Source organism: Terribacillus aidingensis (assembly GCF_900215625.1).
Taxonomy (GTDB): Bacteria; Bacillota; Bacilli; order Bacillales; family Amphibacillaceae; genus Terribacillus; species Terribacillus aidingensis.
The window spans coordinates 980,700-1,004,855 of the sequence record NZ_OBEK01000002.1 but is presented as its reverse complement, the minus strand read 5'-3'; the positions used below and the strand labels follow the sequence as shown (position 1 = coordinate 1,004,855).

Sequence of the window (24,156 nt, the reverse complement as noted above, 5' to 3'; positions counted from 1 at the left end):
GAACTCACCCCTTTTATATATTTAAAGAAATTTGGAGGAAATAATTTTGTTAAACACATCTTCATTGTTTTTAGTCATCATCTTACTCTTAGGAATCATTGGGAAGAATCAATCGATCACCATAGCGGCGTATGTGCTGCTGGGCGTAAAAGTATTGCAGCTCGATGATAAGCTGTTTCCTTTTCTTGCATCCAAAGGCATGAGCATCGGAATTACCGTACTGACGATAGCTGTGCTTGTCCCGATTGCGAGCGGAGAAATTGGCTTTAAAGATTTATATGCAAGTGTGAAATCATATTATGCCTGGGTGGCACTCGCTGCCGGTATCTTAGTAGCCATTCTTGGCAAGTACGGTGTCAATCTCATGGCATCTGATCCGCAGGTTACCGTAGCGCTTGTGATAGGAACTATCCTTGCTGTTGTGCTGTTAAACGGAGTGGCAGTCGGGCCGCTGATTGGAGCAGGTATTACGTATATGGTCCTTCAGGTTATCGGATTGTTCACTAAATAACAAAAAAATAAATCGAATCAGAATATAAAGAAAACAAAAAAATTAAAACGTTTTCATTTCACAAATAGGCAGATTATGTTTATAATGAAAGTGCTTCACTCAAAGACCTGGCAATATGAAGTTTTTATTACACATGTTATTGATTTTTACTTTTACTGAAGGGGAGAGATTAACATGGCAGTAGTTAAGGGGCTTGAAGGAGTTATAGCGGCAGAGTCAAAGATTAGCTCAATTATAGATGATCAGTTGACATATGCAGGTTATAACATCGATGATCTTGCTAGTAATTCCAGTTTCGAGGAAGTAATTTATTTGTTATGGCATAATGAGCTGCCGAATGAGGAGCAGCTTGCACAGCTAAGAGGGGAACTGGCTGCGCAGGCAAAGCTTCCGGATCCAGTGCTTGAGCATTTAAAATCGTATGATTTGAAAACGGTTCATCCAATGTCGGCACTTCGTACAGCAGTATCTTTGCTTGGATTGTATGACGAAGAAGCAGAAGTAAATACACCAGAAGCAAATGCTAAAAAAGCGATCCGTCTGCAGGCGCAAATCGCAACATTGGTGGCAGCATTTTCACGTATTCGTTCTGGTCACGAGCCGGTGGCGCCAAGAGCAGATTACAGCTATGCTGCGAACTTCTTGTATATGTTTAACGAGAAGGAACCAGAAGACATCGAAGTCGAAGCAATGAACAAAGCGCTCGTACTTCATGCGGATCATGAATTAAACGCATCTACCTTCACAGCGCGCGTTTGTGTCGGCACATTGTCTGACATGTATTCCGGTCTTACAGCAGCTATTGGAGCGCTTAAAGGGCCGCTTCACGGCGGAGCCAATGAAGCAGTAATGGAGATGTTGTTTGATATCAATGATATAGAAAATGTAGAAGCATATTTGGAAGATAAGTTCGCCAAAAAAGAAAAAATCATGGGTATGGGGCATCGCGTATACAAACAAGGTGATCCGCGAGCGAAATTTCTAAAAGAAATGTCTCGTGAATTAACCGAAATTTCAGGACAATCAAAATGGTATGAAATGAGTGTGAAGGTAGAAGACATCGTCAAGCGGGAAAAGAACCTCCCAGCGAATGTTGATTTCTACTCCGCAACTGTATATTACAGCTTAGGAATTGATCATGATTTATATACACCAATCTTTACGGTGAGCCGCTTCTCAGGGTGGATTGCGCATATTCTGGAACAATTCTCAGATAACCGTTTGATCCGTCCGCGAGCAGAATATGTCGGGGAAACACATCGTACGTATACTTCACTTGAGGAAAGAATCTAATATTTTTTACAACAATAGAGGCCAATATTTGCTAAACTGATAGAGTAACAGATTTTATTTTAGGAGGAATCGAACATGGCTGAAGCAAACAAAATCACAGTAACTAACGGAGCGCTGCAAGTACCAGACCGACCGGTTATCCCTTTCATTGAAGGAGACGGAACAGGTCCTGATATTTGGGCTGCCGCAAGCCGTGTACTCGAGGCTGCAGTAGATAAGGCTTACAAAGGCGAGAAGTCAATTGAATGGAAAGAAGTTTATGCAGGACAGAAAGCATTCGACAAGACAGGTGAATGGCTGCCGGAAGAAACACTTGAAGTCATCCGTGATTACAAGATCGCTATTAAGGGTCCATTGACAACACCTATCGGCGGCGGTATTCGTTCTTTGAACGTAGCGCTTAGACAAGAGCTTGATTTGTTTACTTGCTTGCGTCCGGTCCGCTACTTTAAAGGTGTACCTTCACCAGTGAAGAAGCCAGAAGATACGGATATGGTTATTTTCCGCGAGAATACGGAAGATATCTATGCTGGTATTGAGTGGCAAAAAGGCTCACCGGAAGTGAAAAAAGTCATCGAATTCCTTGAGAATGAAATGGGAGTACATAACATTCGCTTCCCGGAAACTTCTGGTATAGGTATTAAGCCAGTGTCAGAGGAAGGAACGCAGCGTCTCGTGCGTGCTGCAATTGAATATGCTATCCAAGAAAATAGAAAGAGTGTGACGCTTGTCCATAAGGGCAACATCATGAAATTCACTGAGGGAGCATTCAAAAACTGGGGCTATGAGCTTGCAGAAGCTGAATACGGTGATAAAGTATTTACTTGGAATCAGTATGACAAAATTGCAGAAGAAAAAGGCCGCGGAGCTGCTGATGAAGCGCAAAAAGAAGCAGAAGCTGCTGGCAAAATCGTCGTAAAAGACGCAATCGCTGATATATTCCTTCAGCAGATTCTAACGCGTCCGGCAGAGTTCGATGTTGTAGCGACAATGAACTTAAATGGAGATTATATTTCTGATGCACTTGCTGCACAAGTTGGCGGTATCGGTATTGCGCCGGGAGCAAATATTAACTATGATACTGGCCATGCCATTTTCGAAGCAACACACGGTACAGCACCGAAGTATGCAGGTTTAGATAAAGTAAACCCATCTTCTGTTATCCTTTCTGGTGTGCTTCTCCTTGAACACCTAGGCTGGAGAGAAGCGGCTGACCTTATTACAAAAGCAATGGACAAAACAATTGCTTCTAAAGTTGTCACATATGACTTCGCTCGTCTCATGGATGGCGCAACAGAAGTGAAGACGTCCGAATTTGGTGACGAACTGATCAAAAACATGGACTAACTTGTCGAAGGAGGAATCATCATGGCAATTAAACGAAGAAAAGTATCCGTAATCGGTAGTGGTTTTACAGGAGCAACAACAGCCTTCCTCATCGCACAGAAGGAACTGGCTGATGTCGTATTGGTCGATATTCCGGATATGGAAGATCCGACAAAAGGCAAAGCATTGGATATGCTGGAAGCGTCTCCTGTTCAAGGCTTCGATGCACATGTTAAAGGAACAGCAGATTACGCGGACACAAAAGACTCTGACGTAGTAGTTATTACGGCTGGTATCGCACGTAAGCCAGGAATGAGCCGTGATGATCTTGTGAACACAAACAGCAAGATTATGAAATCTGTTACAGAGCAAGTTGTGAAGTATTCACCAGACAGTGTAATCGTTGTATTGACAAATCCAGTTGATGCTATGACGTATACGGTCTACAAGACTTCCGGATTCCCGCGCAATCGCGTTATCGGTCAATCTGGTGTACTAGACACGGCTCGATTCCGTACATTTGTAGCGGAAGAACTAAACCTTTCCATCAAGGATATTACTGGATTTGTTCTAGGCGGGCACGGAGACGACATGGTGCCGCTTATCCGTTATTCCTACGCTGGAGGCATTCCACTTGAGACATTGATTCCTAAAGATCGCCTGGATGCCATCGTGGAACGCACACGTAAAGGCGGCGGTGAAATTGTGAACTTGCTCGGAAACGGAAGTGCTTATTATGCGCCCGCTGCGTCCTTGTTAGTCATGGTGGAGGCAATCCTTAAAGATCAGCGCCGCGTAATTCCGGCTATTGCATACTTGGAAGGGGAGTACGGCTACAACGATCTATTCCTTGGCGTACCGACTATCATTGGCGGAAACGGATTGGAAGATGTTATTCAGCTTGAACTTACGGACGATGAAAAAGCGCAGCTGGACAAATCTGTCGAATCCGTACAGAAAGTTATGAGCGTTCTTCAGTAATCGCAGCTGAGGCTAGAATGATAGCATCGTAATCTAAAAGTAAGCCGAACCATGAAAATTCTTCTGCAGAGTTTTCATTGGTTCGGTTTTTTAGTGTTTGCTGTTTGAGGTAAGACCGGGCCATAGAAACTGCAATTGCAGCTTGCTAAAGAGACTTCCTACGCAGCTAAGAAAAAGCAGCAGAGTTAACAATGCCTAATACGTGTTACCCTTCCTAAGGGAAGTGCAGGAACCCTTTGCAGGCTAATCTTTCAGGTATTTCACTAGTCTATTTCGCTTTATTTACAAACTCTTAACAGAGAAAGCGAATTAGTACTGTTCACTTTACAGTTAGAAAACGGTATGATGGGCATAGAGGGGGCTGGTATCTATGGCACAAAAAGTACTAATTGTAGACGACGAAGAATCTATTGTAACGTTATTACAGTTCAATATAGAAAGAGCCGGATTCGAAACAGAGACAGCTTTCGACGGTATGACTGGCCTGCAAAAGGCATTGCAAAATACATATGACATTATTGTGCTTGATCTGATGCTGCCGGAACTGGATGGCACAGAAGTTTGCAAGCAGCTGCGTCAAAAGCAAATAGATACACCAATTTTAATGCTGACTGCACGTGATGAAGAATTGGACAAGGTATTGGGTCTGGAGCTTGGTGCAGATGACTATCTTACAAAACCATTCAGTCCAAAAGAAGTGGTCGCACGAATTAAAGCTATTCTGCGTCGAACAAACAAAAATGATAGTTTTATGGATAGCGGCGAAATTAAAATTTCGGGTTTGTCTATCTTTCCGGATCAATATGAAGCATCCATTAACGGCGACTCTTTAAGTTTCACCCGCAAAGAATTTGAACTTTTAATGTATTTGGCTAAGAACAAAGGCCGGGTTATGTCACGTGACCAGCTTCTCAGCTCTGTATGGAATTACGACTTTGTCGGCGATACACGTATTGTAGATGTTCATATCAGTCATTTGCGTGAGAAGATTGAACCTGATTCCAAACATCCTGTATTTATTAAAACAATTCGCGGTTTGGGTTATAAGATGGAGGAGCCGCAATAATGCGTCGCAGCTCTTATGGGATTGTCGTGTATGGGTCACTTATTTTGCTGATCTTTGCGGCAATCGGTTTTATCCTTATGCAAATCACTTCCGAGTGGTTTATTCTTTGGAGTGTCTTGCTAATTGGCGCTGCGTTGATTACATCTGTGCTTTACCGTCTGCAGGAGCGCTATATCAAACCCGTTTCCATGACAGCTGTCGTAGCAGAAGAGCTAGTGAAGGGCAATTATAAAGCTAGGAATTATGAGAATTTCTATGGTGATGCCGGTCGGCTGATTCGCTCGGTGAATCAGATTGCGCGCAATCTCCACGAACTAGAATTACTGGAAAAGATGCAGGAAGATCAGCTGGAAACGGTGATCGACAATATGGAAAGCGGTTTGATGCTAGTGGACGAAAGAGGATATGTTCATCTGGTCAATCGCAAATTTCTGTCTGTATTTGGCGGCAAAGATAAGGATTATATCGGTCATGTCTATCACGATACTATTTCCCAAAGTCATATCCATCATGTTGTATCCGAGGCGTTCCTTTACGAAGAGAAAGTGCGCGATGCTTTCATCCTGCAGAGGGAAAAGGAAAAACGCTTTTTTGAAATCGTTGCTGCACCGATTTTTAATGATTCGTATGATCTAAAGGGCGCGGTACTTGTTTTCTATGAAATTACAGAGTTGAAACGGGTAGAAGAGATGCGCAAGGACTTTGTCGCCAATGTATCACATGAACTAAAGACACCATTGACATCTATCCGCGGTTTTTCAGAAACGCTGCTGGAAGATGGAGCGTTGGAGGACAGAGAGCTTACCGAGCGTTTCCTTACTATTATTAATAATGAGAGTCAGCGGCTTCAAGCATTAGTAAAAGACTTGCTTGAGCTTTCTCGGCTGGAGAAGGATGAACTGCAGATACGAATGGAGCGGCTGGACTTCCGTAAGATGGTTGATACAATTATGCCGATTATTGAACAGCATGCGGAAAGCAAGCAGATTCAAGTGCAGTTAGAACTGCCGGATAGCGTAATCATGCGAGGAGACGAAGATCGCTTGAAGCAGCTTGTTATCAATTTAATGAATAATGCGGTGAATTACACGTCTTCAAATGGCAGCGTGAGGCTGAAAGTCACGCATTCCAATGATAGCGTATTTGCTGAAATATCCGATACAGGGCTCGGTATACCTGAAGATTCACTTGATCGGATATTCGAACGATTCTATCGGGTTGATAAGGCGCGCAGCCGCAACACCGGAGGAACGGGACTCGGACTTGCTATCGTCAAGCATGTCGTCGAGGCGCATGGCGGTACCATATCTGTCAGCAGTGAAGTGAATAAAGGTACGACATTTTCTATACGCCTGCCAAAAGCACTTGGCTAAAGATCGTCCGCTTGGACGATCTTTTTTGTTTCCAGAAAGAAACATGGTAAACTAAAAAGTAGAGTAACGAACGAGGGAAAAGGAGCTTGATTTATGACGAAAAAATTGGTCTTAATTGATGGAAACAGCATCGCGTATCGTGCATTTTTTGCACTGCCGCTGTTAAATAATGATAAAGGTATTCACACCAATGCTATCTACGGTTTTACAACGATGCTGCTTCGTATTCTGGAAAACGAAAACCCAACGCATATACTTGTTGCTTTTGATGCGGGCAAGACGACATTCCGACATGAAACGTTTAAGGAATACAAAGGCGGCCGTCAGAAAACACCGCCGGAATTATCAGAACAGTTCCCGCTGCTGCGTGAATTGCTGGACGCTTTTTCAATTAAACATTATCAGCTCAGTCAATATGAAGCGGATGATATTATCGGTACATTAGCGAAACAAGCAGAACAAGAGGAATATGAAGTGAAAGTCATCTCCGGAGATAAAGATCTTCTGCAGCTTGTAAGTGATAAGACGACAATTCAGCTGACCAGAAAAGGAATTAGCGAAACAGATTCCTACACGCCGGAGTTCTTGCTGGAGAACATGGAAGTCACAGCAGATCAGATTGTCGATATGAAAGCGTTAATGGGCGATAGTTCCGATAACATCCCTGGTGTTCCGGGTGTCGGACAGAAGACCGCGGTGAAGCTTTTGAAGCAGTTCCAGACACTTGATCACATATACGACCAATTGGACGAAGTTTCAGGAAAAAGCATCAAACAGAAGCTTGCTGATAACAAAGACTCCGCTTATATGAGCCGTGAACTTGCTACTATTGATACAAAAGCGCCAATTGAAGTAAGTCTTGCTGATATAAATTATGATGGCTACCAGACGCCAGCTTTAAGTACGGTCTTTAAAGATCTTGGTTTCCAATCCTTACTAACTAGAATTGGCGAAGAAGGAGAAACGGAAGAAGTTTCACAAGAGCTTGCGCCGCTGGATGTAACCATTGTTGATGACATAAAGAGCGAGCTGTTCACTGGTGAAGACGCCCTAGTCGTTGAGATGCTGACAGACAATTATCATACAGCACAGGTTGAAGGATTTGGTCTTGCCAATGCGAATGGTGCCTACTTTATCCCTTCTGAGGTCGCATACAATTCGGACGTATTCAAGGAATGGGCACAAGACAGCTCAAAAGCGAAATGGGTATTTGATGTGAAACGAACAGTGGTAGCGTTGCTGCATCACGGTATTACATTGGAAAATGCTAATTTTGACTTGCTATTAGCTTCCTACTTAATTAATGCATCGGAAAATCATCACGACATCCCAGCGATTGGGCATCGCTTCGGAATGAAAGATGTTTTGTATGATGAAGAAGTGTACGGAAAAGGCGCGAAGATGAAGGTTCCGGAAGTGGATGCACTTGCCGAACATTTAGCTAGAAAAGCAATGGTTATTTATAACTTGAAGCCAGAAGCAGAAGCAAAGCTTTCGGAGAACGAACAGCTTGAGCTGCTCCAGAACTTAGAACTGCCGCTTGCTGCTATTCTAGGTGAAATGGAATACCTTGGGGTGCAAGTTGACATAGAACGAATTCGAGAGATGAAAGAACAGCTGGGCGGCAGATTAACTGAAATTGAACAAAAGGTATATGAACTGGCTGGAGAAGAGTTCAATCTTAATTCGCCAAAGCAGCTCGGTCCGATTCTGTTCGAGAAGCTTGGCTTACCGGTTATTAAGAAAACCAAAACAGGCTATTCTACTTCTGCAGATGTATTGGAGCAGCTGGCAGACCAGCATGAGATTATTGAGCAGCTGCTCTTGTACCGCCAACTAGGCAAGCTGCAGTCCACATATATTGAAGGTTTGCTGAAAGTAGTGGACAAAGATAATAAAATTCATACGCGTTTTAATCAGGCACTAACGCAAACAGGTCGTTTAAGTTCAACGGAACCCAATCTGCAAAACATTCCAATTCGACTGGAAGAAGGACGTAAAATAAGACAAGCCTTCGTTCCATCGAAAGATAATTACGTTATTTTTGCGGCTGACTATTCCCAGATTGAGCTGCGAGTACTGGCGCATATTGCCCAAGATGAAAAGCTGATTGAAGCGTTCAATGAAGATATGGATATTCACAGCCGAACAGCAATGGATGTATTTCATGTAGAAGAGAAAGACCTTACAAGTAATATGCGACGCCAAGCGAAAGCTGTTAACTTCGGGATTGTTTATGGAATCAGTGATTATGGACTTTCTCAAAGTCTTGGCATTACAAGGAAGGAAGCACAGCAGTTCATCGATCGTTATTTCAAGAGCTTCCCAGGTGTAAAAACGTATATGGAAGACATCGTTCAGGACGCGAAGCAAAAAGGCTTTGTAACAACGATTATGAATCGCAGACGTTATCTGCCGGATTTGACCAGCCGAAACTTCAATGTGCGCAGTTTTGCTGAACGTACAGCGATGAATACACCTATCCAAGGCAGTGCCGCAGATATTATTAAGAAAGCGATGATTGACTTAGCAGAACGTTTGGAAACAGAACAAATGGAAGCGAAGCTGCTGCTTTCTGTACACGATGAATTAATTCTCGAAGCGCCTGAATCTGAGATTGAAAAGCTGAAAGAAGTCGTTCCGGATGTGATGGAACATACAGTGAAGCTCGATGTGCCGCTAAAAGTGGATTATTCATACGGCAAGACATGGTATGACGCGAAATAAGCACGGAAAGAAGGACAGGAAATGCCGGAATTACCAGAGGTAGAAACAGCAAGAAGAACATTGGAACAGCTGATTGTCGGCAAAACAATTGCTGACATTACTGTCCGCTGGCATAAAATTATCAAATTTGATGAAGGCACAGAAGCTTTTATTGAACGGTTGAAAGGACAGACGTTTCGATCTGTCGGGCGGAAAGGGAAGTTTCTTTTATTCTATTTGGATGGAGATGTTATTGTCTCTCACTTGCGAATGGAAGGGAAGTTCTCGGTAAAGCCGGAGACAGAGCCAGACGACAAGCATACACATGTTATTTTTCAGCTGACAAATGGGGAACAGCTGCGTTACAACGATGTGCGCAAGTTTGGTACGATGCATTTGTTTAACGAAGGACAGGAAAATGACGCACCGCCGTTAACCTTAGTTGGTCCGGAACCTTTTGATGAATCTTTTACACTGGACTATTTCAAAGAAAAGGTACAAAAAAGCAGCCGAATGATTAAAAATATCCTGCTGGATCAAACAGTTGTAGCCGGCTTGGGTAATATTTACGTAGATGAAACATTATTCAAAGCGAGTGTTCATCCAGAACGGCGCGGTGCATCTGTAACCGATATGGAATTGGTCCGGATCCAGCAAGCAGCAGCTGAGACATTGCTGGAAGCAGTTGAAAAAGGCGGCAGCACGATTCGCAGCTACGTGAACAGCCAAGGAAAAATAGGGTCGTTCCAAAATGAGCTGCAAGTTTACAGCCAGCAAGGTACACCATGCCCGAATTGCGGCCGGGAAATTATCAAGATAAAAGTAGGCGGCAGAGGGACGCATCTCTGTACTTCTTGTCAGCAGTAAAGGAGGATTCAGCTATGAGCTTGGTTATTGGGTTGACTGGGGGCATTGCATCCGGAAAAAGCACCGTCAGTGACTTGTTTAGACAATATAATATTCCAGTGGTTGATGCTGATGTCGTGGCAAGGGAAGTAGTAGAACCCGGTGAGCCGGCTTTGGCAGAGATTGTTAGAAGTTTTGGTGAGGATATTCTGCTCCCAGACGGAACACTTGACCGGCCAAAGCTTGGCAGCATCATCTTCCGGGATGAGAAAAAGCGGGAGCAGCTGAATAATATTGTTCACCCTGTTGTGAGAGAGAGGATGACAGCAGAACGCGACCGGCTGAAAAAAACTTATCCAGCTGTCGTGCTGGATATTCCGCTGTTATTCGAAGGCAAGCAGCTGCAGCTAGTCGATAAAGTAGTTGTTGTTCATGTCGATTCATCGGTCCAGCTGGAACGGCTTATGCAGCGAAATGAATTAACGGAGCAAGCAGCATTGGATCGAATCAACAGTCAGATGTCATTGGAGCAGAAAGCGAGCAAAGCGGATACGGTCATTGACAACAACGGCACCCGTGAGGAGACGCGCGAGCAGCTCGAGCAGCTCCTGACTTCTTGGGAGATTATAGACAAGTAATAGATGAGGCTGGGACGTAACAGTTTAAGCTATATGAAAATCCAAACAATACTGCGATTAACAGCAGCGTTGTTTGGATTTTTTGAATTGGAAACGAAGATGAGAGCGCCGCTTCGGAAATACACTCCGCTTTCCTGCGGGCGGCAGGTGAGCCTCCTCGTGCAAAAAAAACGCACTGCGGGGTTTCCCCAAGCCTTCCTCCCGCGGGAGTCTTCGTGTATTTCTTACGCTGATTTGTGTGTGGAAAACCTTCTCTAAGTGTAGGCAGAATAGGAAGACTCCTCGAAAATAAGAAGCGATTTTCTTGTCGGTGTCTTACTTTAAAAGTTTAAAAGCTATTCTTGTCCACCGGTAACAGCAAAGTTGGAGATGCAGCCGCCGTCAGAGAAATTCAAAAAAGTATGGTGTATCTCATATGTATCTCATGAAGATATAGAAGATTGCTGATTGTCGCTCCTTGTGGTATGTACCGTGAGTTGATTAGTGACTATGGAAAAGATACCAACTGTTGTGCGAGAAAACGTTTGGAAAAGTCCAAGCGTTTTTTATTTAACTTAAATGTTCTCAATCTAAAATTAGGTGCCTTTTTTATTCGCAATATCCTCTTAATGTGTTATACTATATCTGCTTATAAACAATATAGAGTGACACATTAAAGGAGGCAATACAATGACAATACGTATCGCGATTAATGGGTTTGGCAGAATTGGAAGATTGGTTTGCAGACGAGCAATGGAGCTGCCTGATTTGGAGATTGTGGCAGTGAATGCCTCCTACCCGGCAGAAACTTTGGCTCATTTGCTGCGTTATGACAGCGTTCACGGTAATCTGAATAAAGAAGTCTATGCAGACGCAGATGCCATCATATATGATGGTAAAAAAATCACTGTAGTCGGAGAGCGCAACCCGGAACTGCTTCCATGGCAAGAACTTGGGGTGGACGTTGTCATCGAAGCTACAGGCAAATTCTGTTCTCAAAAAGCTGCATCTGCACATCTGGATGCAGGCGCGAAGAAGGTTGTCATTACAGCTCCCGGTAAAGATGTGGACGCAACAATTGTTATGGGTGTAAACGAGCGGACATATAAAAGTGACATCCATCACATCGTTTCAAATGCTTCCTGCACGACCAATTGCCTGGCACCAGTTGTGAAAGTACTCGACGAACGTTTCAACATTAAAAATGGGTTAATGACGACGGTGCATGCCTTTACAAATGATCAAAAAAATATCGACAATCCGCACAAAGATCTGCGCAGGGCGAGGGGCTGTACGCAGTCAATCATTCCGACAACGACAGGAGCAGCCAAAGCACTTGCAGAAGTACTTCCGCATCTGAAAGGCAAGCTGCACGGTATGGCTCTACGTGTGCCGACTCCGAATGTATCACTCGTAGACTTGGTAGTAGATGTAGAATCGTCTGTTACGGCGGAACAAGTGAATGATGCTTTCCGGACAGCCGCTGAGACGGATATGCGCGGTATTATTTCTTACAGTGAAGAGCCGCTTGTATCCATCGATTATACAACGACAGAACAGTCCGCAACCATTGACGGTTTATCTACTATTGTAATGGAAGAAAACAAGATAAAAGTTATTGCTTGGTATGATAACGAATGGGGTTATTCCTGCCGGGTAGTTGATCTAGCGAAGTTAGTTGGTAGCGGTATCAGAGAAGCGAATAACGCGGAAGTTATGTAATCCTTGTATTACCCCTTGGATTTTATTACAATGTTTGCTTGCCAAACAGGTACAAACACTATATACTTCTTTTTGCATGCATTTTTTGCAGCATAAAAACTTGTTTTCCTAAGGAATTTATGTAGCAAGTGATTTGCTTAAAGGGTTAGGACCTCTTTGGACTAACTTTCCCCCGTGGCAATTCACGCATCTATTTTTTAGGTAAATATTCTAAGGGGGAATTACATTGGATACAATGGGAAGACATGTAATTGCAGAACTATGGGATTGTAACACAGAAACGTTGAACGATATGCAGCAGATTGAACAAATTTTTGTTGATGCTGCACTGAAGTCAGGTGCTGAAGTACGGGAAGTCGCTTTCCACAAATTTGCTCCGCATGGCGTAAGCGGAGTGGTTATTATTTCAGAATCGCATTTGACAATCCACAGTTTTCCGGAACATGGTTATGCGAGCATTGATGTTTACACTTGTGGTAACATCATTGATCCGAACGTAGCAACCGATTATATCGTTGCCGCACTTGAAGCTAAAACATGTGAAAAAGCCGAGCTTCCGCGGGGCATGGGTCCTGTGGCAGTGCAGCCTAAATCGCATTAATATTTAACCCCGCTCTTATTCTGGAGCGGGGTTTTCTAATTTGTATTGGTAAATGAAAAGATGGTAAACATACATAGTGTGGAGCAACTCTTGCGTGCTAGATATGATGCATTCATTCGCATTTTTTTAATACTTCGGATATAATAGCAGGTACTAATAGCTACTGCTAGAAAGAAGGTATATTTTTGAATAGACGAGTCGTAGTTACTGGATATGGCGCAGTCACACCGCTTGGTTCGGATGTGGAGACATTTTGGGATAACATAAAAGCTGGGAAATCCGGCATCCAACAATTAGATGAAGAGAAATTCGCAGGAATTGCGTCACAAATTGGCGGAACAGCAACAGGGTTTGATCCGGAAAAATACCTCGATAAAAAAGATATTGAACGATATGATTTATACAGCCAGTTTGCTTACGGAGCAGCAGTTGAAGCGATGGAGCAGGCTAATTTAAACAAAGAAACAGTGAATCCGGAACGAGTAGGGATTTATATTGGATCCGGTATCGGAGGCGTAAATACGCTTTTAGACAATCACGAGAAGCTGCTGGACAAAGGCCCGCGCCGGGTGTCGCCATTTATGGTACCAATGATGATCAGCAACATGGCAACAGGAATAGTTTCCATTAAAACAGGCTTTACTGGACCTAGCTTTGCTCCTGTTTCTGCTTGTGCTACAGGTAACCATGCGATCGGGGAAGCCTTCCTGAATATTAAACATGGCTACTCCGATGCGATGCTTGCTGGCGGAGCTGAAGCATCAGTTACACCATTTGCTTATGCCGGTTTCACAAAAATGCGAGCAATGAGCACACAAAACGATACACCGGAAACAGCAAGTTCGCCATTCGATGCAAACCGTGATGGTTTTGTTATGTCCGAAGGCGCTGGTATCTTAGTGCTGGAAGAACTCGAGCATGCACAAAAGCGCGGAGCAGTTATACTTGGAGAAATTGTCGGATATGGCTCGACAACAGACGCCCATCATATTACATCTCCAAACTACTTAGGACCTGCAAAAGCTATGAAGCTGGCGATGCAAATGGCAGATTGGGAAGCAGATGATGTTGAATATATCAATGCCCACGCCACGAGCACACCAGAAGGCGATAAAACGGAAACGAAAGCAATTAAGGAAGTATTCGGTGATAAAGCACATGATTTGCTGATTAGTGCTACCAAGTCCATGACGGGTCATTTGTTTGGCGCGGCTGGTGGAGTGGAAGCGATTATTACGTTAAAAGCGCTGCAAGATGGCATCGTTCCTCCGACAATTAACTATCGGGATGCCGATCCGGAATGTGATCTAACCTATGTGCCGAATGAATCGGTCAATAAAGATATTACATTTGCTTTGTCTAATGGATTTGGTTTTGGCGGTCATAATGCGGTGCTGGCACTGCGCAAGTGGAAAGGGTAGCCCTCGGCTGCCTTTTTTTGTTTCCGCTATGGTCCTTCGATTTTTCGCTTGAATCATGGTAGAATAAGAAAAAGACGATGCAAATGTGTCGTAAATGCGCGAAGCCTGTCGAGGCTTGCAAAGAATAATGGGGTGGATCGGCATGAAATGTCCAAACTGCCAATATAAAAGCACAAAAGTATTAGATTCCCGTCCCATAGAAGAAGGGCGTTCTATCCGGCGCCGCCGGGAATGTGAAGAATGCGCTTTTCGTTTCACTACATTTGAGCGGATTGAAGCAACGCCGCTGATTGTTGTGAAAAAGGAAGGGACGAGGGAAGAATTTAGCAAAGAGAAGCTTATGCGCGGACTAATCAAAGCTTGTGAGAAGCGTCCAGTAGCGCTGGAGCAGATTGAACATATCGTTTTGGAAGTTGAAAAAGAATTACGCAATGGCGGTACATCGGAAATACAGAGCAAGGAAATTGGTGAAATGGTCATGGAACGTCTCTCAGATGTGGACGAAGTGGCTTATGTTCGCTTTGCCTCTGTATACCGGCAATTCAAGGATCTCAGTGTCTTTCTGGAAGAATTGAAAGACTTGATCAAAACTGATAAATAAGTGTACAGCTTGGAAGAATGGAAAGGACAGATTGTATGAAGAGTCAGCATATCGGGAAACTGCTGCCAGCTGACGGGTATCAGATTCGTTTGAAAAGATCCTTTCACGATGGATATTCGGTTGCTTTAACGCATTTGTATCAGCCGCTGCTCGGGTTGAGGGCAGTTACCTTATACCAGACGATGGTGAATGAATATGTGATGCATCACGGCATGTATGCACCCAAAACACATCATTTGTTAATGACATTGCTGGATATGCCGATGGACCAATTATACGACGCGAGGCTGCAGCTGGAAGCGATTGGCCTTATCCGAACATATAAACAGCAGGGAGAGCAGCGTGTGTTCACCTATGACTTGTATCCGCCGTTTACACCAGCTGCCTTTTTTGCTGATGATATGCTTTCGCAGCTGCTTTACCATCAATTGGGCGAAAGCCGTTATAAGGACTTGCAGCAAGCTTTAGTAGCCGCAGAAGATCTGCCTAAAGCAACGGAGGAGATTACAGCATCATTTGAAACTGTCTTTTCTGCGGACAAGCTCGCCAAACAAGGTGTGCTGCCGATGAAAGCTCCGGCTGCACCAGTTGCCGAAGAGAATCCCGGTCCTTCCATTGAAACGGACGTCGTAGATTTTGAATGGCTGCGTCAATCACTTAAACAGCGGATGCTGAATCCGGAAGCGGTTCTGACACCTCGTAATCAAAAACTGCTCGAATCAATGGCCGTGCTTTATAACCTTACTTCGCTCGATTTGGACAAGGCGATGCAATGGGCCGTTTCGGAAGATAATGTGCTTAATCCGGCCGAATTCAAATCGGCTTGTCACGACCTGTTTTTAGCACGACCGAAGACAGCAGAAGTAAAAGTAATGGAGCTTACCCAGAAGAATGCCAAACAAGAAGTGCAGGCTTCTTCCAAGCAAGAGAAGCTCGTGCACATGCTGGAGACAATTTCACCAAAACAGCTGTTAGAAGACATTTCCGGTAATGGAACAGCAGCAGCATCTGATTTAAAAGTTATCCGAGACGTAATGGCAGAGCAAGGCATGGCGCCGGGAATTATGAATGTTCTCGTTTATTATGTACTGCTGAAATCGGATATGAAATTATCAAAAGCGTACATGGAGAAAATTGCCGCACACTGGGCACGAAAAAAGGTAAGTACAGTAAGAGAAGCGATGGAGATTGCCAAGAGCAGCAATCAGCCATGGAACGCGACAGCAAACAATAACAATACGAAGCAGCCAGCAGCCGCACGGCGGAAAAACGGTGGCCGATCCGAGGTCGTTCCGGAATGGTTTGATCAAAAAGGCAAAGCAGAAGCGCCGAGCACAACAGCAGTGCCGGATGCGGATGTTGCAGAAATGCTTAAACAGTTTAATGCCAATAAGCGTGGCGTTTAAGAGAAGGGGGTGCGCGTATGGAGCCCATTCAGGCATCATTAAAAAAATGGATGCAGGAAAACAATAATTTCAAAGAAAACTTTGAACGTATGCAGCAGCAAGTTAGAGAAAATCCAGAAGTTAAAGCAGTGCTGGAAGCAAATCCGCAGCTGACAGAACAGGATATTCAGCGTAACTTGATGCGGCTTTACGAATATACGACAGCATCAAAAGAGTGTCAGGATTGTCCGGCACTTGGTCAATGCAAAAATATATTGAATGGTTATACACCGAGGCTGGAAGTGGACGGACATGTTATCCGTCTCGCTTACGATAAATGTCATACACGTCTTCAGCATGAAGAGCGCGAAAAGCAAGAAGCTCGAATTAACAGTTTGTATATGCCAAAAGATATTCTAGAAGCATCAACAGAAACACTCGATCATGGAGATGCCGAACGCCAGCAGGCTATCCTGAAGACATTGCAGTTCCTGCAGCAGACAGGGGATACAATTCCGGAAAAAGGTCTTTATTTCTATGGGCCGTTTGGTGTCGGTAAAACGTATTTCCTAGGCGCTATCGCCAACTATTTGGCAGAACGGAATATCTCCAGCATGCTCATTTATATGCCGGAATTTGTACGAGAAATAAAAGCATCCTTAAAAGATGATTCGGTCAATGAGAAAGTGGAGATGTTTAAAAAAGCACCAGTTCTCATGCTGGATGATATCGGAGCTGAGTCACAGTCTGCTTGGTTCCGTGATGAGATACTAGGTTCAATACTTCATTATCGGATGATGGAACGATTGCCAGTCTTTTTCACCTCTAACTATTCTATTGATCAATTGGAGCAGCAGATCGCGACAACGAATCGCGGAGATGTGGAAAGAGTGAAAGCAGGACGAATCATGGAGCGCATCAAGCGTGTCGCAACCGAGGTTCCTTTGTTCGGAAAAAACAGAAGAAACGTTTGAATAGAAAGGGCAAGCCAAGCGGCTTGTCTTTTTTTAAACTCATAATTCCATTTTCTGCCCATATAATGTAACAGTTGATAGTGGCGAGGGTGGTTGATATTGCGTAAAGTGTTTATCAAATCAAAAATAGAGATGGATACCTTTTGTTCTTGTTTAGCGATGGATGGAACGAAACAAGTATACGTGGCTGAAGATGAGCGATGGGGGTATGAGGCGACAATTCAGGACGGCTACCATCGCCGTATAGCAATAGCGCTCGTAGAAACATTTCTCCATCATCGTGAAACGGCTTGGATCAAGCAAATTGCCAGCGAAGTGTATTACTACAAGGACGAGGAAGCGATCAAGCGCATAGCAGAGCTGACGCACACGATTCTCGTCGGGGATATGTATGAAGAAAAAAGAGAGCCAAGCGTACCGCGTCAGCAGATTACGCAAATCTTTCAAGAGATAGCCGCAAAGCATATACGTGTTTTCTTTGATGCTGTAATCCAGTTTCGCAGCAGTGCGTATAAAGAAGCGCTTACTGTAGTTGTCGGTGATGCTATTGACGAATACAAACTGGAAGAAGAATATCAGCTGTACGTGGAGTCACTGCGTCAGTACATTAGCAAGAAGCCAATTCGTGATGAAGCTGTTCATATTATTCAAGGAACTGATTTTTCTTTCTACAAAGAAGATGGAAGCTTATTTTCCGGTAAAGAAATCAAAGCACTGGCAAGCCAAGAACCGCTTGCGCTTGCAGGAATTGGGAAGCAAGAGATGAACCTGACACCTTTGATTGCCATGTCACCCCGTAAAATTTATTTATATGGTGAGCACCCAACGGATCCAAAAACACAGACTGTTATTAACATTTTCCAGGAAAGAGCCACATACCTTCCTTTACATCAATTCCCTTTCGTATCTTTTTGACTGCTCTTGCATTTTCCGGCTGATGCGCTTATACTGTACATTATATGAAGAAGCGACAATAAAGGACAAGATAGTAAAATACGTTTGCTTATAAGAGAGGGAAGCCAAGGCTGGAAGCTTCCTGCATACGCTTTGCTGTTACCACCTTTTACAGCTCCGCCGGAGGACGAAAGAAAACCGGCGGCGTTCGATCGACGTTACCGATTCTTGAGCCGGAATTATATTTCGGGAATTAGGGTGGAACCACGAGACAAACGCTCGTCCCTTTGCACATCATTGATTGTGCAAAGGGACGGGCTTTTTATATTTAGGAGGAAAACACAAATGGCAGATGTACTAGAATTCATTTTTCCAGATGGAGCAAAAAAAGAATTTCCTGCTGGAACAACTGGTGAGGATATTGCCGGTTCTATTTCTTCAGGACTAAAAAAACAAGCGATTGCAGTTAACGTTGACGGCATTGCCTATGATTTGCGCACAGAGCTTCCAAATGGCGGCACAATCGAAATTGTTACACTTAAACAAGAGCAAGGCGTAGAAATTATGCGTCATTCTGCAGCACACTTGCTAGCGCAAGCAGTAAAACGTCTGTATGGTAACGTACAGTTTGGTGTTGGTCCAGTCATTGAGAATGGCTTCTATTATGATATGGACTTAGAAGCTTCTATCACACCAGAAGATTTGCCGAAAATTGAGAAGGAAATGCAGCGAATTGTTGATGCAAACCTTCCAATTGTGCGCAAAGTCGTTTCTCGTGAGGAAGCAAAAGCCATGTTCCGGGAAATCGGTGATGAGCTGAAAATGGAACTAATTGATGCGATTCCAGAAGACCAGGATGTAACGATTTACGAGCAAGGCGAATTTTTCGACCTTTGCCGCGGCATTCACGTACCATCTACAGGTAAGATTAAAGTATTCAAGCTGCTTAGCATTTCCGGTGCTTATTGGAGAGGCGACAGCAATAATCAGATGCTGCAGCGTATTTACGGTACAGCTTTTGAGAAGAAAGGCCAGCTTGACGACTATTTGAAAATGCTTGAAGAAGCAAAAGAGCGTGACCATCGCAAATTGGGGAAAGAGCTTGAATTGTTCACTGTTTCCCAAAAAGTCGGTCAAGGTCTCCCGCTATGGCTGCCAAAAGGTGCGACAATTCGCCGCACAATTGAGCGCTATATCGTAGACTTAGAAGAAAAGCTTGGCTATGATCACGTTTATACGCCAGTACTTGGCAGTGTAGATCTTTATAAAACTAGCGGACATTGGGATCATTATAAAGATGACATGTTCCCGACAATGGAAATGGACAATGAAGACCTTGTTCTTCGTCCAATGAACTGCCCGCACCATATGATGGTTTATAAAAATGAACTGCATAGCTACCGCAGTTTGCCAATCCGTATTGCCGAGCTCGGTACGATGCACCGTCACGAAATGTCTGGCGCGCTTGCCGGCTTGCAGCGTGTTCGTGCTATGACATTGAATGATGCGCACATCTTTGCTCGTCCAGATCAGTTGAAAGATGAGTTCATTCGAGTAGTGAAGCTTGTAGAAGCGGTATACAAAGACTTTGGTATCGATGATTACAAATTCCGCTTATCTTACCGCGATCCAGAAGACAAAGAGAAGTATGTGGACAATGACGCGATGTGGGAAAAAGCACAAGCAATGCTGAAAGAAACAATGGAAGACCTTGAATTGGATTACGTAGAAGCAGAAGGCGAAGCAGCGTTCTACGGTCCGAAGCTGGACGTACAAGTAAAAACAGCACTTGGCAAAGAGGAAACATTGTCTACTGTACAGCTTGATTTCCACTTGCCAGAGCGCTTTGACTTAACTTATATCGGCGAAGACGGAAAAGAACATCGTCCAGTTGTTATTCACCGCGGTGTTGTATCTACAATGGAACGTTTTGTTGCCTTCTTGATTGAAGAATACAAAGGTGCCTTCCCAACATGGCTTGCACCAGTACAAGCGAAAATCATCCCAGTATCTCCTGACGCGCATCTCGCGTATGCGCGCCAAGTAGAGGATGCACTTCGCATGGAAGGTATCCGCGTTCAAGTAGACGAGCGGGAAGAAAAACTCGGCTATAAGATTCGTGAAGCACAAGTACAAAAAGTGCCGTTCGCCATCGTCTTAGGTGACCAGGAAGTAAATGACAATGCAGTGAACATTCGCCGCTATGGTGAAAAAGACTCTGAAACGAAGGATCTGAAAGCTTTCGTAGCAGAGATTAAAGAAGAAGTAGACAAGCGCATATTGCGTAAGTAATAGAAATTCCTTTCACTGCCATTACGGCGGTGGAAGGATTTTTTTGTTTGGTAAGGTATGAGAAGCCCGGAGGGGAACTTTTTTCGGGCAATGTAATAAGCAAGTAGTTACTTTATTTTACGCTGCTTCCATATCACTTCAATTATCGGATAAAGATAAATTAGCAATGCAATTATCATCAGCCACGTACTGCCGTGATTTATCCACCCAAGTGCTACCATACTGAATTCCGCTGCTATGGAAGATAAAAGAAGTACACCTAGATTCTTTAGCTTATTCAGTGTTTTACGGCTAAGCAGATAGAATGCGGCAGCATTTTGCTCGTTTAGGCGTTCGGGTTGATTGTGCAGGTGCGGATTCTTCTCTAATAAATGGAGAAGAAAGAAGTTGATCACACTAAGCGCTGGCAATAGCAGCAGGCTTTCTTTTGCGGCCCAATCATCGGCTTTACCGGTTATGCCCATATGAAGCGGAGTTTGCTCAGGCAGATGCTGCCAGATAATAATTAGGAAGAGGACAGTAGTTAACCAGCTGCTGATTCCGATAGTATCCCAGACTTTTTCACTGCGAGTCTTCGGCAGGTGTAGCTGTTTTTGCATTATTTTATCACCTCTTTGTTTAACTGCGGAACAGTTGGGGAATATGTTTCGTCTAGATAATTTTAAATCGGCGGTTGTCAGTATCGCAAGAATATGTTACATTAATTGAGCAGGATTAACGGGCTTCAATATGATTGACAGTTAACATCAGCTATGATAAGATTGTAAAAGTGAAATAAATAATGATCTGAGACAAGCAGAAGTACCCACTTCTCACCTGATTGACGCCGCTTGGCAGTTGGCAGGTTTGATAAACAGTGTTTTAGGACAAGTGTGGGTGCCGTATGCGTACCGGCATTTTTTTTATGCTTTTTTTACAACCATGTGTAACTGATTAGCGGCGGATATCTTGTCCCCGATCATAAGTTTCCCAAAATATCCTGGAGGTGGATGATTATTAGCAAAGAAATGAACGTCAATGAGAAAATTCGTGCACGTGAGGTGCGACTCATTGATTCCAACGGTGACCAGCTTGGCGTTAAATCCCGTCAGGAAGCATTAGAAATCGCTCAGACGAGAAATCTTGATTTGGTGCTTGTGGCTGCAAATGCAAAACCACCAGTTTGCCGGATTATGGACTATGGTAAATACCGCTTCGAAATGCAGAAGAAAGAAAAAGAAGCGCGTAAGAACCAGAAAGTAATCAACGTAAAAGAAGTACGCTTGAGCCCCGGTATCGAGGATCACGACTTCAATACGAAGCTTCGCAATGCGCGTAAGTTTCTTGAAAAAGGCGATAAAGTAAAGGCTTCTGTTCGTTTCCGCGGACGTGCCATTACGCATAAAGAATTAGGCCAAGAAGTTCTCGAAAAGCTTGCTGGAGAGTGCAAAGATGTTGCAACGGTTGAAATGAGACCGAAAATGGAAGGCCGCAGCATGTTCCTAATGCTTGCTCCTATAGCTGAGAAACAGTAAGCCGAAGGATATAAGGAGGAAATACGATGCCAAAAATGAAAACCCACAAAGGGTCTGCTAAACGTTTCAAAAAAACAGGTTCTGGAAAAGTAAGCCGTCATCACGGTTGTACTAGCCACTTGGCTGCTAACAAGTCTACGAAACAGAAACGCAAGCTTCGTAAAGATGCACTAGTTTCTGCTGGCGACCTTAAACGAATCAAACAAATGCTACCAAAATAATAAAAACTGAAAGTTAAGCTTTCGTCCTATAGGAGGGAATACAATGCCACGTGTAAAAGGTGGAACAGTAACGCGTCAGCGTCGTAAACGCGTTCTTAAGTTAGCAAAAGGTTACTACGGTGCGAAACATGCACTATTCAAAACAGCAAAACAACAGGTTATCAAATCAGGTCAGTACGCTTATCGCGACCGCAGACAGAAAAAACGTGATTTCCGTAAACTTTGGATCGCGCGTATCAACGCTGCTGCACGTATGAACGAACTTACTTACAGCCGTTTGATGCACGGTCTTAAGCTTGCTGGTATCGAAGTTAACCGCAAAATGCTTTCTGAGCTTGCAATCTCTGATGAGAAAGCATTCGCTCAGCTTGCTGCAAAAGCTAAAGACGCTTTGAAATAAGAGCTAGAAAAGCCGCTATCACTTGATAGCGGCTTTTTGTATAAAAAGGGGAGAGAATTATGTGGCTGTTTCTAAGTTTGTATCTGATTGTCGTTAACCTGCTGCTGTTTAGCTGGATGGCGATTGATAAGCGGAGAGCCCGAGCGCATGCTTGGCGTATCAGTGAGAAGCGGCTGTGGATAACTGCTGTTATTGGCGGAGCTATCGGCGGCTGGATCGCGATGCAGGTTTTTCGACATAAAACGAAGCATGCAGCCTTTGTTTTTGGCTTTCCTTGTCTTATCGTCATGCATGTCCTACTTGTGCTGTATGTTCTCTTAGAAAAATAATGTGTGCTTGTCATAAAGGCTCGTCTCCTGTCATATATATTAGGGACATCTGAGAGGAGTGAGTAGCAATGAACCAGGTCGGCATGGAGTTGATGACAGTCGTCGCAACAGGTGGGTTGTTTGCACCGCTTTTGTTCATCCTCCTGCATCTGCTTCGGCCCGCCTTATTTCTGCCTGTTGTGTTTCTTTGTATTTCAGGCGGGATTTTATTTGGTGCGGTAGCTGGAACGGTTCTTTCCATCATCGGTATCACCGCTTCAAGTTTGTTATTTTATATTATTTCTCAGCGTTTTCCGAAATCAGCCAAACGAATCCTTTTTTTGAAACAAAAGCTGATCGGCAAACACTCGAGCTTTACAACGATGCAAATTGCGCTCATGCGTATGATTCCATTCATTCATTTTCATATGCTGAGTGTGTGTTTGATGGAGACGAACCGGGATTGGAAATCGTACGGAAAAGCATCCTTCATTTCCAGTATACCGCTGGCAGCGCTGTATTCCTTTGCGGGAACTTGGCTGCGCTACTTGCCGCCAGCAGCAATAGGAGGTGTCATGCTTGTTTTGCTTGTGTTTATTTACTTAATGCGGAAAAAAGAATTCACCTACAAATGGGAAGAATTCTTTAAAGAAAGTGCATAGAGCACGAAGCCTCAAGCTTCTGTGCTCTTTTTAGATTTCTGTTAGGACAAGCTCATTGATCGGATGGCGCCACTCAATGGAGGTGTAGGGGAAGTGCTGGAGGATGCATTCTTCCATCATGTATAAATCATTCCGGCAAAAACCGGTTAACCGGGTCGGCTGCGCGGCAGTCATGACCACTTTTGTTACTTCAATACTGTCTTCCTTTGGCTGGATATGTTTTTCGCCAATCATACGGTATCCTCGGTAACTTAATGTAAAATACTGATCAAGCTGTTGGTCATGAAATTCGACATCATCTGTTTCCGCGGTAGAACGGTCTTTGCCAGCGTAATTCTTTGCTTTCATCACCGTATAGAACAAAAGAAGCGCCGCACCAGCCAGAAGCAGGAGAAAAAAGATTTTCATAAGCGAGCAGGCCTCCTTTACTTTTTGTATAGAT

Annotated in this window: 24 protein-coding genes, 1 pseudogene and 1 other annotated feature; of the genes and pseudogenes, 23 read left to right on the top strand and 2 right to left on the bottom strand. The window is 43.9% G+C overall.

The window, feature by feature from the left end:
• Positions 1-46: 46 nt before the first annotated feature.
• From CRO17_RS10460 to thrS, 18 genes and pseudogenes are all read left to right on the top strand, one after another.
• Positions 47-511: a DUF441 domain-containing protein gene (locus CRO17_RS10460; protein WP_097041885.1), complete on the top strand. Its 465-nt coding sequence runs from the start codon at positions 47-49 to the stop codon at positions 509-511.
• A 174-nt stretch (positions 512-685) separates the two neighbouring features.
• On the top strand, positions 686-1,804 hold the full coding sequence (gene citZ / locus CRO17_RS10455; RefSeq protein ID WP_097041884.1) for a citrate synthase: 1,119 nt from the start codon (positions 686-688) through the stop codon (positions 1,802-1,804).
• 75 nt (positions 1,805-1,879) lie between these two features.
• A complete protein-coding gene (gene icd / locus CRO17_RS10450) occupies positions 1,880-3,151 on the top strand; it encodes an NADP-dependent isocitrate dehydrogenase (RefSeq protein ID WP_097041882.1) in 1,272 nt (423 codons plus the stop codon).
• Positions 3,152-3,172: 21 nt separating this feature from the next.
• Complete coding sequence (gene mdh, locus CRO17_RS10445) at positions 3,173-4,111, top strand: malate dehydrogenase (protein ID WP_097041880.1); 939 nt, start codon at positions 3,173-3,175, stop codon at positions 4,109-4,111.
• 370 nt (positions 4,112-4,481) lie between these two features.
• Entirely contained in the window at positions 4,482-5,177 is a 696-nt protein-coding gene (locus CRO17_RS10440; RefSeq protein ID WP_097041878.1) for a response regulator transcription factor, read from the top strand.
• Positions 5,177-6,550 (top strand): two-component system histidine kinase PnpS, encoded by a 1,374-nt coding sequence (gene pnpS, locus CRO17_RS10435; RefSeq protein WP_097041876.1) that lies wholly within the window; start codon positions 5,177-5,179, stop codon positions 6,548-6,550. Before CRO17_RS10440 ends, pnpS begins: the two co-directional genes overlap by 1 nt.
• A 93-nt stretch (positions 6,551-6,643) precedes the next feature.
• Positions 6,644-9,277: a DNA polymerase I gene (gene polA / locus CRO17_RS10430; protein WP_097041874.1), complete on the top strand. Its 2,634-nt coding sequence runs from the start codon at positions 6,644-6,646 to the stop codon at positions 9,275-9,277.
• Positions 9,278-9,298: 21 nt separating this feature from the next.
• Positions 9,299-10,123, top strand: coding sequence for a DNA-formamidopyrimidine glycosylase (gene mutM / locus CRO17_RS10425; protein WP_097041873.1), 825 nt, complete (start codon positions 9,299-9,301; stop codon positions 10,121-10,123).
• A gap of 14 nt (positions 10,124-10,137) precedes the next feature.
• On the top strand, positions 10,138-10,740 hold the full coding sequence (gene coaE / locus CRO17_RS10420; protein WP_097041871.1) for a dephospho-CoA kinase: 603 nt from the start codon (positions 10,138-10,140) through the stop codon (positions 10,738-10,740).
• A gap of 423 nt (positions 10,741-11,163) precedes the next feature.
• Positions 11,164-11,246 (top strand): annotated as a pseudogene (locus CRO17_RS18040) (cytidine deaminase); the annotation flags it as partial.
• Between the two features lie 163 nt (positions 11,247-11,409).
• Complete coding sequence (locus CRO17_RS10415; RefSeq protein ID WP_097041869.1) at positions 11,410-12,441, top strand: glyceraldehyde-3-phosphate dehydrogenase; 1,032 nt, start codon at positions 11,410-11,412, stop codon at positions 12,439-12,441.
• A 226-nt stretch (positions 12,442-12,667) separates the two neighbouring features.
• Positions 12,668-13,042, top strand: coding sequence for an adenosylmethionine decarboxylase (speD, locus tag CRO17_RS10410; protein WP_143596011.1), 375 nt, complete (start codon positions 12,668-12,670; stop codon positions 13,040-13,042).
• A 185-nt stretch (positions 13,043-13,227) separates the two neighbouring features.
• Positions 13,228-14,463 carry a beta-ketoacyl-ACP synthase II gene (gene fabF / locus CRO17_RS10405; RefSeq protein WP_097041867.1) on the top strand — a complete coding sequence of 412 codons (1,236 nt, stop codon included), beginning with the start codon at positions 13,228-13,230 and terminating at the stop codon, positions 14,461-14,463.
• Positions 14,464-14,605: 142 nt separating this feature from the next.
• Positions 14,606-15,064 (top strand): transcriptional regulator NrdR, encoded by a 459-nt coding sequence (gene nrdR / locus CRO17_RS10400; protein WP_077308113.1) that lies wholly within the window; start codon positions 14,606-14,608, stop codon positions 15,062-15,064.
• Positions 15,065-15,099: 35 nt separating this feature from the next.
• Positions 15,100-16,470 carry a replication initiation and membrane attachment family protein gene (locus CRO17_RS10395; protein ID WP_179636961.1) on the top strand — a complete coding sequence of 457 codons (1,371 nt, stop codon included), beginning with the start codon at positions 15,100-15,102 and terminating at the stop codon, positions 16,468-16,470.
• Positions 16,471-16,487: 17 nt separating this feature from the next.
• On the top strand, positions 16,488-17,423 hold the full coding sequence (gene dnaI, locus CRO17_RS10390) for a primosomal protein DnaI (RefSeq protein WP_097041863.1): 936 nt from the start codon (positions 16,488-16,490) through the stop codon (positions 17,421-17,423).
• Positions 17,424-17,531: 108 nt separating this feature from the next.
• On the top strand, positions 17,532-18,338 hold the full coding sequence (gene ytxC, locus CRO17_RS10385; RefSeq protein WP_245864769.1) for a sporulation protein YtxC: 807 nt from the start codon (positions 17,532-17,534) through the stop codon (positions 18,336-18,338).
• Positions 18,339-18,662: 324 nt separating this feature from the next.
• Positions 18,663-20,609 carry a threonine--tRNA ligase gene (gene thrS / locus CRO17_RS10380; RefSeq protein ID WP_097041859.1) on the top strand — a complete coding sequence of 649 codons (1,947 nt, stop codon included), beginning with the start codon at positions 18,663-18,665 and terminating at the stop codon, positions 20,607-20,609.
• A 107-nt stretch (positions 20,610-20,716) separates the two neighbouring features.
• Here thrS and CRO17_RS10375 read toward each other — a convergent pair whose 3' ends face one another.
• The gene (locus CRO17_RS10375) at positions 20,717-21,208 is read right to left on the bottom strand and encodes a DUF1648 domain-containing protein (protein WP_097041857.1); all 492 of its coding nucleotides are present in this window, start codon (positions 21,206-21,208) and stop codon (positions 20,717-20,719) included.
• Positions 21,209-21,396: 188 nt separating this feature from the next.
• Positions 21,397-21,518 (top strand) — a sequence feature (ribosomal protein L20 leader region).
• Between the two features lie 98 nt (positions 21,519-21,616).
• On the opposite strand from CRO17_RS10375, the gene infC reads away from it, so the two are divergent.
• The 5 genes from infC (at position 21,617) to CRO17_RS10350 (ending at position 23,714) form a co-directional block, all read left to right on the top strand.
• Positions 21,617-22,123, top strand: a complete 507-nt coding sequence (infC, locus tag CRO17_RS10370) for a translation initiation factor IF-3 (protein WP_143588928.1) — start codon at positions 21,617-21,619, stop codon at positions 22,121-22,123.
• A gap of 26 nt (positions 22,124-22,149) precedes the next feature.
• Positions 22,150-22,344, top strand: coding sequence for a 50S ribosomal protein L35 (rpmI, locus tag CRO17_RS10365; RefSeq protein WP_097041854.1), 195 nt, complete (start codon positions 22,150-22,152; stop codon positions 22,342-22,344).
• A gap of 43 nt (positions 22,345-22,387) precedes the next feature.
• Positions 22,388-22,744, top strand: coding sequence for a 50S ribosomal protein L20 (gene rplT, locus CRO17_RS10360; RefSeq protein WP_077308135.1), 357 nt, complete (start codon positions 22,388-22,390; stop codon positions 22,742-22,744).
• A 59-nt stretch (positions 22,745-22,803) separates the two neighbouring features.
• Positions 22,804-23,073 (top strand): DUF1294 domain-containing protein, encoded by a 270-nt coding sequence (locus tag CRO17_RS10355; RefSeq protein WP_425444424.1) that lies wholly within the window; start codon positions 22,804-22,806, stop codon positions 23,071-23,073.
• Positions 23,074-23,141: 68 nt separating this feature from the next.
• Positions 23,142-23,714 carry a TVP38/TMEM64 family protein gene (locus CRO17_RS10350; protein ID WP_097041851.1) on the top strand — a complete coding sequence of 191 codons (573 nt, stop codon included), beginning with the start codon at positions 23,142-23,144 and terminating at the stop codon, positions 23,712-23,714.
• 30 nt (positions 23,715-23,744) lie between these two features.
• On the opposite strand, the gene CRO17_RS10345 is transcribed toward CRO17_RS10350, so the two are convergent.
• Positions 23,745-24,122 carry a hypothetical protein gene (locus tag CRO17_RS10345; protein ID WP_097041849.1) on the bottom strand — a complete coding sequence of 126 codons (378 nt, stop codon included), beginning with the start codon at positions 24,120-24,122 and terminating at the stop codon, positions 23,745-23,747.
• Between the last annotated feature and the right edge of the window lie 34 nt (positions 24,123-24,156).